This window comes from Nocardia asiatica NBRC 100129 (assembly GCF_000308415.1).
Taxonomy (GTDB): Bacteria; Actinomycetota; Actinomycetes; order Mycobacteriales; family Mycobacteriaceae; genus Nocardia; species Nocardia asiatica.
Genome location: NZ_BAFS01000417.1, coordinates 1 through 13,941, shown reverse-complemented (window position 1 = coordinate 13,941; position 13,941 = coordinate 1). Strand labels below are relative to the sequence as shown.

Here is a 13,941-nt window from a genome sequence, read left to right as displayed (position 1 = left end):
AGCCAAGCCCTGGCCGCCGTCACCGCATGACCCGCCGCACCATTCCCCTTCCGGCCGCAGGAGGCACCCCATCACCGCCCACGACATGCAGGCCGCAGCGAAGGAAGACCACGACTCCGTTCTGGCCCTGGCCTGCGAGCTGATCGCCATCCCCAGCCGCGGCGGCATCGACTCCGGCGAACCCATCCTCGACCACACCGTCGCCTGGCTGACCCGCCACGCTCTGCCCGTCCGCGTCGTGCGCGACACAACCGGCGCACCCGTAGCAGTTGCCAGCGACATCCGCGGCGCCCGCCCCGGCCCGCGCTGGGTCCTCGACGCCTGCCTCGACACCGCCGGCTTCGGCGACGAACAGGCCTGGACCCACCCGCCCACCACACCCACCGTGCGTGACAAGTTGCTCTGGGGTCGAGGCGCCGCCGACAGCAAAACCGCCGTGTCGAAGCCATCAGCAAGGGTGGCATCTTCTCGCCGGGAGGTGGCTTGATGGAAATGCAAGAACTGTTGAAGTGCGGTCGCGCGGATGCCGAGTCGGTTACCGAATTGGCGTCCGCGTTGATTCGGCAACCCTCGCGCGGCGGGATCGATGAGTACGGGCCGGTCCTGGCCGTCGCGGAGACGTGGCTCAAGGATCACGATCTGCCATGTCGGCGGCTGTACGGGCCGGATCAGGATGTAGTCGGTTTAGCATGCGAGGTGGTAGGGGGTATTTCGGGCTCTACGTGGGTGCTGGATGCCTGCCTGGACACCGCACCGTTCGGCGACGAGAGCGCTTGGTCGTTTCCGCCGACTGCCGGCGATGTAGCAGATGGATGGTTGCGTGGCCGAGGTTCGGCCGATTCCAAAAGCGGCGCGGCCCTTTTCTGTCACATCGCTGCTGCAGTGGCCCCACATGCCGACCGCCTGACGGGGACGCTGGCCGTGCTGCTCGATGTCGACGAGCACACCGGCGAATTCGGGGGTGCCCGAGCATTTCTCTCCGATCACGGGGTAGCGCCGATCGGTGGGGTTTTGATCGGATACCCAGGGGTCGATGAAGTTGTTGTAGGCGGCAGAGGCGTGCTCCGGGCCCGCGTGCATGTATTCGGTGTGGCCGAACACTCCGGTGCTTCCAGACCTTCCCAGGTCAACGCCGTGAGCCGGGCAGCGTCCCTGATCAGAGCCCTGGATGCTGTGGAACTTCCTGCGGTCGAGGCGAGTACTTTTCCTCTGCCACCGAAGCTGACTGTGACCGGCGTACACGGAGGTGAAGGCTTCAGCACGGTGCCAGACGCCTGTGTGGTCAGCATAGATATTCGGCTGACTGATGCCTTGGACACCGATTCGGCTCTGAAGCTGCTACAACAGGCCGCAGCGGAGCTCGATCACGACAGCCCAGGACCCAGGCCGACCACGGTGGAGACCGTTATGTCCTGGCCTCCGTTCTTGCTGGGAGAGCACGATCAGCCCGCCGCGGCACTGTTGGCGAGCGCACGGGAGGCCGGGATCGACGCCCGGCCGAAGGTTGCCGGACCATCCAATATCGGAAATCTGCTCGGCGACTTCGGGATTCGAGCCACGGCAGGATTCGGTTTGCGTTACCAGGGCCTCCACGGCACCGACGAATGCGTTAGCCTGGACGCCCTGCCTGCTGTTCATGCCGCCTATCACCGCTGCGTGAGGTCGCTGATGGATGTCGACTCATAGCGTCACGCCTCGGTCCGGGCCGACATTCTGGTTGGCTCCGGTTCGGCTGCTGTGTCTCCACACTCAGCGGGACCGGCGCAGGAGCTTGTCCCGAAGCGCCCAGTCGTCCGCGGCCACTGCCGCTAACAATCTTTCTCGATTGCGAAGCAGTTCAGCGAGATACGATTCCAAGTCGGGCAGATACGAGAGGTCCGTGCGGAAGTGCCCGCATCCGACGCAGCGAAACCGCACCGGACAGTCTTGGCCGTTGGCGGCAACATTGTTCGGCTCGGAACAAACGCCGTATGGCACCGCAACCTCGCCGACCGCGCGGCGCACATGCTCGTCATCGAGTAGAGTCTGTGCTCGACGCCACACCCGCTTTCCGTGCCGATCGAACTGCATCGTGGTGACCCGATCCACGGCCTCGCGGCGACGTTTCTCCCCGACGCGGTAGTACCGCTGGGTGGTGTCTAACAAGCTCATAATCACTCGCGCCAGGTCGTGAAAGGTCTCAGTCGACCTCCGTGCGCAGGCGCTGTCATCGTAGGCGCAGCGCGTAGGGGAGGCACCGCTTTGTCGCACCTCCGCAGCCGCGCCCGGCCATCGGCATAGGTGTGCCGGGCCGAGCCGGTCGTGACGCAGCGGTCTGCCCCCGGTCGCACCGCCGATATGGTTGGCTGCCCACCATATCGACTGAGACCTCAGCGCTTGATCGACGCCGAAGTGCACGTCTCTACCGACGTCCGAGGTGGACATGGATAGGGGGTGTCGACGGCTCCGAATACGCTGCCGGAATGCAAGGAAGAATTCGCGCAGCCCGGCTCGAACTGCCGCTCGACCTCTGGGGCGGCGAGATTTCGGGTCTTTTCGCCGCCTGCGGGCTGCTTGCCGAACACCACGGTGCCGGTGGGTGGAGCGTTCGCGCCGACGATCGTTCCGGACGGCGTCCCGATCTGGTGCGTTCGTGGATGTTGGCAGGTCCTCGGCGACGCAATCCTCGTTTCGACATGCTGCCGAGCTATATCGATCAGATTCCACCACATGAACTCTCAGCTGATGCGCACGCGACCATCGACAAGATGCGAACAGCCGCAGCGCAGCACCATGACCTGCTGACACAACTGCGTTGCTGCCAGATCGAGCTCACCCAAGCTGATCCCGAGTACGCCAAGCAACTCACCGAGCGACAGTTCGCGCTGCTGGGGCGGTATGGCGATGGGAGCGGCAACAACCTGCTGTTCCCGAACCGCAGCGTGCACGTGGTCGCCGCCACCCAGGCACTGTTGTTTCGGGTGAAGCTGCCGTCGGTGTTGATTCGGATCGCGCAGGATCCGCGCGTGGTAGACGAGTTGAGAGCTGGGACGGCGCAGGTACCGCAGTCGGGTCTGCTGTTCGGATCCGCTGCCGAGCAGGCGCACACCTTGATGTTGACCGGTTCGTTCCTTGGACCCTTACTGGGATGCCTGATGCCATACATGTGGGGGTATCCCTGCCCACGCGTGATGTCGACGATCATCTTCGGGTACGGCCGGGCGGTCAGCAGTTTGGCGGCAGGAATCGGAATCAGCGAACAGGCGCAATTGCTGCAACGTGGGGGGCGCAGCGGTCGTCTAAGCACACCGGTCATCGGGGCGGGGGCCTGCGAGGCGGCGATCGACTGGTGGACCCAGCGACTCGATCAACTCTTCCGATATCTGACCGATCCGGCCACCTACATCGACTCGGCGGGCCGCTACTCCCCGCATGAGCAGCTGCACTGGATGCTCACTTTCGACCAGGTGCTGCGGTTGACGACGTCTCTACAGACAGCGGTGCGTGACATGAGCGCTCAGCGGGTGCTCGCGTTCACCCTGCTGGGCTCCTTCGCGGACCGTCTGCTCATACCGAGGAACGGCATCGAGGACTTGTTCAAGCTGTCATACGCCCGAGCGCGATTCGACGAGGTGAAACTCGCTATGCCCGCCGAAGCCGCTGAGATCCTGCTCCCAGCCGCGCAACGCGCACTCGACTCGTTGGAAGCCCTCCAGAAAGGATTCTTCATCGCCAACCAGCGCAACGGCGGCGGCGTCGAGATCCAGATGCCCAACGGGCCGCGCAGGACCTACAACTTCGATGACGCGGTCGCCAAACTGATGGTCGTTCATCGCCACGCCACTCACGGTTACGGACGAGGAGCGAGACCGAAAAGCGTAGCCAGTGCGGAGGTGAACGAACGCATCCTGGCCCACCACGACGGCGCGATACCCGACGACATCGCACTACTTCCCTACCTGTATCTGTTGGCTGCGCTGAGCCGACCCGAACACATCCGCGACCACATCATTGGTCACGTCGAGAAAATTTGAGCGTCCGGTGACCGTCAGGTGCCGACACCGGGTAGGTCGAAGCCTCGATGAACAACCCGTGACCTGACCTGAGAGACGCGGCCGCCGAGCAGGTTCGACGGGATGAGTGATGCCGACAACGCGTCTGGGCTGCTGCGCTGGCGGCGGAACAGTACTAACAGCGCTTCGTGTCGGACCCGCATGCCACCGTGATCTGATGCAGGACCGCATGCCCGAGGTTCGCATCGAGGACGACCGTGTGATCACCGCGCCGGGCGTGGCGCTGGTGTGGTTGCCTGTCGATGGTCACGTTGTCGCGAAGATTCCGCGCGAAAAGGTAATCGGCGGCGGCTGCACGAGTCTGTGCGTATCCGCTCACACTGATGTTCGACATGATCCGAGTGCCTCACGTGCGCCTTCAGGCGTTTCCGTCATCTCGCCAACGGGATCCGATCCGGGCCCAGAACTGCCAGACAGTCGTCTACCCGCCGACGATCTCGCCGTGGGTGTCGATCTGCGGATGGTACAGCTGGGAGAAGATGATCACCGGATCAGTTCACCGGCCGAGTTGCAGGATGGGTTTGGTGGAAGGCCGCGAATGAACCGCGGTCTGGCCGTGACCATCAGATCAGCTGTCAATGCTCCGAGTTGGGGCACCTGTCTGCTAGATGTTGGGGGTGCCGATGGAGCCGCCTCAGGCAACCGTGTTCTCGACGGACGTATCTGTCGTTGCCGACCTCGGGCTGCGGCGGCGACCGAGGTTGGTTGTGCTGGACATCGACGGCACAATTTGCGCGAACGGCGCGTACACGAATCCGGACGCCCATAAGACGATGAGTGCGGCGGTGCGGGCTGCAATTGCGGCTGCTGTTGGCTCGGGCGCATCGGTGGTGTTAGGCACCGGTCGCACTGCCCCGGCGACCATCCCGTTTCTCGACGAACTCGGCATCACTTCCGGTCGGGTGATCTGCTCGAACGGTGCGGTGGTCATCGATGTCTCCTCAGGCCAGGTTGTTCAGTGCACGACCTTCGAGCTCGCAGGACCGGCTCGAATTCTCCGTCACCGCCTGCCGGGTGCGGTGTTCGTAGCCGAGGTCCCGGGCGAGGGCGTGCTGGCCACGGCGCCGACTGCGGACTCCGACATGCACTTCGGCATGGTCCGGCTGGTGCGTTTCGATGAGCTGGCCAGGGCGAGCTCGACGCGGCTGGCTGTGCATTGGCCGACAGGCGGGGCTGACGAGCTGGCTGCGCTGATCGGGCAAATCCAGATCCCGGGTGTGCGCAGCTGGATCGACCCGGGCGATACCTTCGCCGACTTCACTGCTGCTTCGGTGAGTAAGGCCAGCGCCGCAGAGGCCGTCCGGGCCGAGTTGGGTGTGTCACGTGATGAGGTTGTTGCTGTCGGTGATGGCGTCAATGACATCGAGTTGTTGCTGTGGTCGGGGCTGGGCGTGGCGATGGGACAGGCACCAGAGGAGGTGCGGGCCGCTGCGGATGCCGTGTGCCCCTCGGTCGAGCAGGACGGCGCCGCGGCGGTGCTGGGTCGCTGGTTCGGCGTCTAGAACGCGACCGCCGAGCTTCGAATGTACGAGTTCAATTGCGCTGCAACAATTCCCAGTCGACGGCGCGTCCATGCTATGGCTGGTGTGAATCGGAATTGGGGCTAACCCTGGGAGATCGGCGCGAGTAGTCTGCTCGGTGTGGACGACTCCCCCAAGGAGGCCTGTGGTGTTTTCGGCCTCTACGCTCCCGCACAGCCCGTCTCCCACATGACCTACCTCGGTTTGTTCGCATTGCAGCACCGCGGTCAGGAAGCCGCCGGTATCGCTGTCAGCGACGGCCACAAAATGTGGGTGGACAAAGACACTGGCCTGGTGTCGACGGTTTTCGACGATCGACGCCTGCAAACACTCCAGGGTGACCTCGCCATCGGGCACACCCGCTATTCGACGACCGGTTCCGGCGACTGGAGCAACTGCCAGCCGGTCTATCGTGATGTGCGCCGGCATCAGTTCGCGCTCGCGCACAACGGAAACCTGGTCAACACCGCCGAACTGTCCGCCGAACTGGGGATGCCTTACGACGGCATCGGCAGTGACAGCGCCCTGGTCGCCGAGCTGGTGGCTCGAGAGTTGTCGGACCGCGAACTGCATGATGACAGCGAGGAGGTCGTCGAGGCCTTCATCGCCACATTGCCCCAGCTGCGCGGCGCGTTCTCGCTGGTCCTGCTCGGTTCGGACTTCCTGATCGGCGCCCGCGACCCGCAGGGGTTCCGGCCGTTGTTCCTGGGCAGGCTCGACGACGGCTGGGTGCTGGCCTCGGAAACCCCGGCACTGGATGTCGTCGGAGCCGAAGTTGTCCGCGAAATCGCCCCGGGCGAGGTCGTGGTGATCGACGGCAACGGTGTCCATGCGCGCACGCTGAATCAGCCTGCGGCAGAGCCCGCGTTGTGTTCGTTCGAGTTCGTCTATTTCGCCCGGCCCGACGGCAATTTGCTGGGGCAGAACGTGCATCGAGTACGGCGGCGGATGGGTCAGGCGTTGGCCCGCCAAGCGCCGGTGCTCGCCGATGCGGTGGTGCCGATCCCGGAGTCCAGTGTGCCGGGCGCGCAGGGCTATGCCGAAGCTTCGGGGATCCCGTTCGTCGACGGGTTCGTCAAGAACCGCTACATCGGCCGGACGTTCATCGCCCCCAATCAGGAGTTGCGCAGCAACGCCGTGCGGATCAAGCTCAACCCGATCCGGGAGAACATCGACGGGCAGCGGCTGGTGGTCGTGGAGGATTCGATCATCCGGGCGACTACCCTGCGCGAGACGATGCGGATGATGCGCGCCGCGGGCGCGGCCGAGATTCATCTACGGGTGCTCTCCCCGCCGTATAAGTGGCCGTGCTGGTTCGGGATGGACACCACCGACCGGTCCAAGTTGGTGGCCTCGCACATGAGCGTGGAGGAGATCCGCGACTACCTCGGTGCCGACAGCCTGGTCTACCTCGACATCGACGCCATGGTGGAGGCGATCACCCCCGGCAAGCGGGGTGGGCTGTGCACCGCGTGCCTGACCGGCGACTACCCGATCCCAGTGCCGGATTCGGCGATCGCCGTGGCCAAATAGCCTCGGCGCGATCGTGACGAAACGGGCCCGTCCAGCTACTGGACGGGCCCGTTGTCGCAGCCGTGGGGTTCAGCACAGCCCGAATGGCGGTTTCGGGCACGGTGGGGTGCTTGGCCCGGTGATCGGGGTGAAGGTGTCGTGGTCGAGCGGGCTGTCCCATGGTTTGCCGAGCACCATGTTGGCCGCGAGCCGGCCGATCTCGTCGGAGCCGCGGGCGCCGTGGCCGTTGCCCCCGACCGCGACGGTGAACGAGTCGTGCTCGATGTGGCCGATGTAGGGGTATCGGGTTGGGGTCTTTTCGATGATGCAGGCCGCGTGCCGGACAGCGATGGGTGCCAGGGTCGGCACCATCGTGGTGATCATGAAGTTGAGCATCGCTGATTGTGCTGGGGTGATGGTCTGCTCGGCGTACCAGCTGATCATCTCGGGGGCGCTGTCGAGGGGCTGCACGCACGGTTGCATGCCCGGACCGATCCGGATCCAGGCGCGCCCGTCGGGGTAGAGCAGCGGCGGCACCAGGTAGATCGAGGTGTTGGCATCGCCGGTGTCGGCTGGGTCGACGGTGACCACTGGCGGCAGCGTGGCCAGTTCGGCGCGCTGGGTGTCGTTGACCTGCATCAGCAGGTTGGGTTCGGCGTAGGCCCGCATCGCCAATTGATGGGCACCGGGGAGCAGGTTGTTGTGATTGGTGAACGCACCGGCGGCCACAAGCACCTTCTCGGCGATCACTTCGCGGCGGCCGTGGTCGCCGTCCAAGCGCAGGCGCCAGCGTCCGCCGGCCTGCTCGGCGGCTTCCACTGCGGCGCGCAGGATGCGCGCACCGTGGTTCTGGGCCAGGGCCAGTTGCGCGGACACCAGTCGGCGCGGGTTGAGATGCCCGGCCTGTCTGGGCTCGTAGAGTCCTTCCACTCCGTCTTCGAACGGGGGCAGTCCCAACATCGGGAACTGTGTGGCCAAGGCTGTTTCGTCGAGGCGTTGCACGGCGATGGCTTGGTCGCGGCATTGGGCGGCGATCGCATCGGTGCGGTGTCGGATGGATCCTGCGAGCAGGACCAGGGAACCGCAGTCGGTGAAGAACTCGATCCCGGAGGCGGCTTCGATCGCGCGGAACCGGTCCAGGGAGCGGGCGTCGAGTTCGCCCCAGACCGGATCCCAGCCTAGGCGTCGGCAGATGCGTGCCTGGTCGTAGTGCGCGGCGAAACTGTGCTGGTCACCGGCACGATGGTCGTCGGGTTCGCGGGGGCCGATGACGAGGGTGTCGGCCCCGGCCTCACTGAGGTACTTGCCGGCGGCGGCACCGAACATCCCGGCGCCGATGACCGCGACTTCGACGCTGCGCGGGGCGTCGCCCACGACATGGATACGCGAATGAGGCCGCGGTGTTGATGGTTTCGCAGTCTGGGTGGTGTCGTCGAGGGCGACCGCGATCCTGTCGGCGAAGCGGGCACGGTCGGCGGGGGTCATCTCGCTGATGTAGGCCGCGGCCGAGGCGAGGGCGACGAGCGCGGCGAACGGGCGTGCCCGCTCGTAGTCGGCCAGGCACGCCGCCCACGGGTAGGACAGGTCGGCGCGCAGAGCCAGGATGTGGTGGTAGTGACGCAGGAGCTGTTCTTGCCAGGCGCGGCGCGCTCGTGGGGTCAGTGCGGTCGTGAGCAGCAGCGCGAGGTCGGTCAGCGGGTTGCCCCACATGGCGAACTGCCAGTCGACCAGACGTGCGGTGGTGGGCTCCCGCAGGCCGGTGGTCGCGGTGAAGATGATGTTGGCTGGCCAGACGTCGCCGTGGCACAGCGCGGTCACCGCGCTGCGGTGCGCGCCAGCGGTCACCTCCCGCACTCTGTCGCGATCGCCGCGCTGAGCCGAGGGCGGGGCCCCGGGCCGGTCCAGGCCCAGTCCGGCCAGCGCCTCTGGCAGGTCGGCCAGGCCGACGGTGATGGCGGTGATCAATTCCGCCGAGCTCGGTGTGAGCAGCCATGGGTACGGCGAGGCGGGGGTGCCGGTGGTGGCGGTCAGCGAATGCAGCGTCGCCAGGGTGGTGACCGCGGCGTGGGCCTGCTGGTAGTTCAGTCCGTCGGCCATCTCGGCGGCACCGACACCGTCACCGAGGTCTTCGAGCGCGATGGCGCCGGTACCGTCGCCGTCGCGGATGCTGCGGTAGCAGCGCGGGGCAATGGTGCGGGCGATCGGGCCGTGCGCTGCCAGTGCTTGGTAACTGGCGATTTCGCGGCCGAGCAGATCGCCGTCACGAGTTAGGTTCTGCCAGCGCCCCTTCCCTGTCGGGGTGGTCTTGTTGATCAGCGAGTTCTGCCCGCATCGCAGCCGGTATACCGCGCCCATCTCGCCGTCGGTACGCGACAGGGGTTCGCTGGTGATGGGCTGGTTGCTCGAGGTGTTCCAGCCGAGGATGTTGCGGACCCAGTCGAAGCTGGCCTCGGGCATGTCGGGGAACTGGTTGGGTGGCAGGGTCATCGGGTCACCGTCATTTCGTGGGTGCGCGGGTTCGGTGCGGGCAGCAGGTCTTGGTGGGCCAGCCGCGTCAGGTACAGCGGGATCAGCTCGTTCAGGGGCGGGCAGTGGATCTGGTGGGCGGTCGCGACCGCGCGGCTGTTGTCCACGGCCAGGCGTGCGGTGCGTAGGTAGGGGTGGCCTGCGGTGAGCAACGGGACCAGTGGGTAGAGCGCGTTGTCGTGTTCGTGGCGAAGCCCGGCCAGGATGGCATCCCACTCGTGCAGGGCCACGGTGCGCACCGGGTAGCCGTGTGCGCGGACGAGCTCGATCAGCTCGGTGTAGGTGATCGGGTCGGGGTGGGTGAGATGGAAAGTGCGTGAGGCCGGTTCGGTGCTGGCTGCGGCCACGATCAGCGCGGCCGCGTAGTCCACTGGCACCAGGTCGATGGTGGCCTCGATGTCGGGGCACACGCCCAGGGTGATGATGCCGCGCAGGAAACGGAGCAAGAAGTCGCCGACTTGTCCGGCGTCGCCGTTGGTGGCGCCCAGCAGTGCGCCGGGACGGTAGATCGCCGCGGCCAGCCCGCGCCCGCGTGCCTCGGTGACTAAAGCTTCGGCGTCCCATTTGGTTTCGGCATAGCCGCCGCCGTAGAGGCTGTCGCGATGGGCCAGCGGCAGGTCTTCGGAGATGCTGCGGTAGCGGTGGTAGCCGTAGGCGTCGAACACGGCGTCGGTGGAGACGTGGTGCAGCTGGGCGGGTTGTCGGGCCGAGGCGAGGGCGATCAGTTCGCCGGTGCCGGTGACATTGGTGGGAGCGAGCCGATCGTAGGGGTGCAGCGAGTGCACGAAGGCAGCGCAGTGGAAGATGTCGCCGACTTCGCTGAGCTGGCTCCAGCGACGAGGATCGAGCCCGAGAGACGGGCGGGTGAGGTCGGCGGCGACGGCGGTGACGCGCCGGTTCGCACTGGCGGTCACACCGGCACGGGTCAGCGCATCGTGCAGCCGTCGACGGGCGTGGTCGTCGTCGCGGGCACGCACCAGGCAGGTGATGTCGGTGCTCGTGGTGTCGAGAAGTCGCCCGACCAGCTGGCTTCCGAGGAACCCGGTGGCCCCGGTCACCAGCACGCTCCCGGCCGCGGCTTGCACCGCTCGGCTGGGAACCGAGACCGACGGCAGGGCAGCGGCGGGGGCCTGTGCCGTGCTGGCCGGGGGCGGGGCGGGGAAGAACCCGTTGTCTCGCAGAGTGATCAAGCACTGCTTGGCCACCTCGAGGATGTGGGTGAGGTCATCGTCGGTGTGGGCGGTGGACAGGAAGCACACGCGGGTTTCCAGAATGTAGATGCCGTGGTGGGCCATCAGCGCGAAGAACAGTTCGTGTGCCAGGGGGCTGCGATGCAGCCGGTAGTCCCCCTGGGGGATGAACCGGAACAGCGAGGAGAACGCCACGATCTTCATTCCGAACCCTTCGCGGCGGCAGTACCGGTTGAAGTCGTCGGCCAACCAGGCGACCTTGCGTTCGAGGTGGTGCTGGATGTGGGGGCTTTCGCGTTCGAGCAGATCCAGCACGGCCGCGGCGGCGGCCATCGTCATCGGGTTCTTGTTGAAGGTGCCGCCGAAGAACGTCGTCGGGGTCGTCGGGGCGGAGGTGGTGTCACCGTATGTGAACGCGCCCCCGTCGACGGTGTCGAGGAAGGCGGCGGATCCGGCCACGGCGCCGATCGGCAGGCCTCCGCCGAGGATCTTGCCGTACGTGACCAGGTCGGCGTCCACGCCCGACCAGCCTTGGGCGCCGCGCGGCCCGACCCGGAAACCGGTGATGACCTCGTCGAAGATCAGCGCGGTGCCGTGGGCGTGGGTGAGCGCGCGCAGCTGGTGCAGGTATGCGGCCGGGGCGAGGTCGGGGCGGCGGCTTTGCACCGGTTCGACAAGCACCGCGGCCAAACTCGGTCCCAGCTCGTCGATCGCCTGCAACGACTCCTCGCTGCCGTAGTCCAGCACGACGACATCGCCCATCGCGCCGTCGCCGATCCCGCGTGACATCGGCAGCGACTTGCCGGTTCCTGCGGGCAGGGCCAGAGTGGTGTCCGACCAGCCGTGATAGGAGCCTGCGAACATGACGAACCGGGTGCGGCCAGTCGCGGCGCGGGCGAACCGCAGCGCCGCGGTCACCGCCTCGGTGCCGGAGTTGCAGAACACCGCCCGCTCGGTGCCGGTGACCCTGCACAGCTGCGCGGCGACCCGTCCGGTGGCCTCGGTTTGCGGGCCGATGTGGATGCCGCGGTCGAGCTGATCGCGCAGCGCCTCGGTGATCACGGGCGGGTTGTAGCCGAACAGGTGCACCCCGTATCCCATGGAGATGTCGAGGTATTCGTTGCCGTCGAGGTCGACGAACCGCGCTCCTTGCGAGCCGGTGGCCACGATCGGATAGGTCATCTCCTTCAGCGCGGGCACGAAACTGCCTGCGCGGCAGTTGGCCAGCATCGGCATCGACTGCGCCGCCGCCTGCTTGGAGGTCGCGGTGCGGGCGGCGTAGTCGGCGACGAACCCGGCCACGAACCGCCGCTGCGCGCTCGACAGCTGTTCTGGAGTCGCGCTGGCGGCTGCGTCCAGCGACGCCGGTCCTTGCTCGACGGTGGGAGCGTGCGACCTCACGGGCGCGGGGTCGGCCAGGGCGTGCGGTTCGCGCGTGCCTGCCTTGGCGGTGACCAGGCTGATGAGCGCGTCAACGGTGACCGCATGGTCGAACAGCTCGTCGAAGCTGACCGTGACGCCGTGCGCATCGAGCAGGTAGTGCCCGATGCGGGTGTAGGTCATCGAGTCCGCGCCGAGGCTGGCCAGCTCACCTGCCGGGTCCAGGTCCTCGGGAGGGTAGCCGAGCAGATCCGCGACCCGGGCATGGATCTGACGGGCCAAGTCCCCGGCGTGGCCAACCTCATGTGGGAGCTGCTCGCTGGAGAGAGTGGGGGCGGGGCGGGGTTCGGTAGCGGGCGGGGCAAGGATGGTGCGGCGGAACGGATAACCCGGCAGACTGATCCGGGCCGGGGTGGTTTCGTAGCAGCCTGCCCAGTCAATCCGCTCACCGGCGCACCAGGCGTGCGCGACGCGGTGCGCGGGCCCGGTGGCCGGGGCTACCGCGCCAGCAGGGTTGCTGCTGGTCACAACGTCGGCGCCGGTGTAGGTGCCGGCGAGCACGCCGCACAGCAGGGCGGCCAGCTGGCCGGAGGAGGCGGCGACGGCCACGAGCCTGCAGGGGTAATGGTGGCGTCCGGTTTGCAGCGTGTAGGCCAGCTCGGCGGGATCGATGTCCTCGGACAGGGCGGCCGCCAACCGGCCCACGGCCGCGCGCAGATCGGCATCGTCGCGAGCCGAGACCGGGAACACGAATTCCCCTGTTCCACCGTGGGATTGGCGGGGTGGTGCGGCTTCGACGATGACGTGGGCGTTAGTGCCGGACATGCCGAACGCGGACACACCCGCGATAAGGGGGGCAGCGGGCGGCCACGAGGTGAGTGTGCGCGGCACATGCAGTGGGAGGTTGTCCCAGTCGAGGTTGGTGTTGAGCGGTTCGCAGTGCGGCTGCGCGGGGATGGTCCGGGTGCGCAGCGCGAGGATGGTTTTGATCAGCCCGGCCAGACCAGCGGCCTCCTCGAGGTGGCCGATGTTCGCCTTGACCGACCCGATGAGCAGCGGCGTGCTGCGCCCGGCGAACACCGTGGCCAGCGCGCCTAGTTCGATCGGGTCACCGAGCTGGGTCCCGGTGCCGTGGGTTTCGAGATAGGTCACCTGGTCGGGGGTCAGCCTGGCGTCGGTGAGCGCTTTGCCGATCACCGCGGTCTGGGCCTGACTGTTCGGCACGGTCAGCCCGGAGCTGGGGCCGTCGTGGTTGACAGCCGAGCCCCGCAGCACGGCGTGGATCGGGTCGCCGTCGGCGAGTGCGGCATCGAGGCGTTTGAGGATCACCGCGGCGACGCCTTCTCCGCGGCCAAACCCGTCGGCGGCCGCAGAGAACACCTTGGACCGCCCGTCCGGCGCCAACGCGCCGCTTTTGCACAGCTGGATGGTCTCGACCGGGTCGAGCAGCAGTTTGGCGGCGGCGACGATCGCTGTGTCGCATTCGCCGCGCCGGATCGAGCTGATCGCGGTGTGGACGGCGACCAGGCTCGAGGAGCAGGCGGTGGCCAGCACCATGCTCGGCCCGTGGCAGCCCAGCAGGTGCGACAGGCGGCCCGCGGCCATGCTCAGCGTGGCGCCGGTGGCCACATGCGGGTCGATGTCGAGGTCGGCGGGTTCCAGTCGGCGCAGGTGATCGTTGAGGAATTCGTCGGCACCGAGGAAGACGCCGGTGTCGCTGCCGCGCAGGGTCGTCGGCTCGATCCCGGCGTGCTCGATCGC

The 13,941-nt window shown here is 67.0% G+C and carries 7 protein-coding genes and 1 pseudogene; 5 read left to right on the top strand and 3 right to left on the bottom strand.

What is annotated here, in order from left to right; genetic code table 11:
- Nucleotides 1-487: pseudogene (locus ON27_RS31260) on the top strand (hypothetical protein); the annotation flags it as partial.
- Nucleotides 487-1,686, top strand: a complete 1,200-nt coding sequence (locus tag ON27_RS31255; protein ID WP_083887922.1) for a M20 family metallopeptidase — start codon at nucleotides 487-489, stop codon at nucleotides 1,684-1,686. The pseudogene ON27_RS31260 and the gene ON27_RS31255, both read left to right, overlap by 1 nt.
- A gap of 63 nt (nucleotides 1,687-1,749) precedes the next feature.
- On the opposite strand, the gene ON27_RS44035 is transcribed toward ON27_RS31255, so the two are convergent.
- Nucleotides 1,750-2,145 carry a hypothetical protein gene (locus ON27_RS44035; protein ID WP_245560378.1) on the bottom strand — a complete coding sequence of 132 codons (396 nt, stop codon included), beginning with the start codon at nucleotides 2,143-2,145 and terminating at the stop codon, nucleotides 1,750-1,752.
- A 317-nt stretch (nucleotides 2,146-2,462) separates the two neighbouring features.
- On the opposite strand from ON27_RS44035, the gene ON27_RS31245 reads away from it, so the two are divergent.
- The 3 genes from ON27_RS31245 to purF all read left to right on the top strand — a co-directional run bounded on the left by ON27_RS31245 (nucleotide 2,463) and on the right by purF (nucleotide 7,105).
- A complete protein-coding gene (locus tag ON27_RS31245; RefSeq protein ID WP_043735811.1) occupies nucleotides 2,463-4,013 on the top strand; it encodes a hypothetical protein in 1,551 nt (516 codons plus the stop codon).
- A 746-nt stretch (nucleotides 4,014-4,759) separates the two neighbouring features.
- Nucleotides 4,760-5,554: an HAD family hydrolase gene (locus ON27_RS31235; protein ID WP_157227474.1), complete on the top strand. Its 795-nt coding sequence runs from the start codon at nucleotides 4,760-4,762 to the stop codon at nucleotides 5,552-5,554.
- A gap of 138 nt (nucleotides 5,555-5,692) precedes the next feature.
- A complete protein-coding gene (gene purF, locus ON27_RS31230) occupies nucleotides 5,693-7,105 on the top strand; it encodes an amidophosphoribosyltransferase (protein ID WP_218003077.1) in 1,413 nt (470 codons plus the stop codon).
- 69 nt (nucleotides 7,106-7,174) lie between these two features.
- On the opposite strand, the gene ON27_RS31225 is transcribed toward purF, so the two are convergent.
- Nucleotides 7,175-9,571: an FAD-dependent oxidoreductase gene (locus ON27_RS31225; protein ID WP_043735808.1), complete on the bottom strand. Its 2,397-nt coding sequence runs from the start codon at nucleotides 9,569-9,571 to the stop codon at nucleotides 7,175-7,177.
- Nucleotides 9,568-13,941 (bottom strand): thioester reductase domain-containing protein (locus ON27_RS40210; protein ID WP_157227472.1); only part of this gene is annotated, 4,374 nt, incomplete at its 5' end. The genes ON27_RS40210 and ON27_RS31225, both read right to left, overlap by 4 nt.

Bases quoted from the DNA above. Each gene is read 5' to 3' on its own strand.
- ON27_RS31255 (WP_083887922.1), top strand. From the start codon at position 487: ATGGAAATGCAAGAACTGTTGAAGTGCGGTCGCGCGGATGCCGAGTCG.
- ON27_RS31245 (WP_043735811.1), top strand. From the start codon at position 2,463: ATGCAAGGAAGAATTCGCGCAGCCCGGCTCGAACTGCCGCTCGACCTC.
- ON27_RS31225 (WP_043735808.1), bottom strand. From the start codon at position 9,571: ATGACCCTGCCACCCAACCAGTTCCCCGACATGCCCGAGGCCAGCTTC.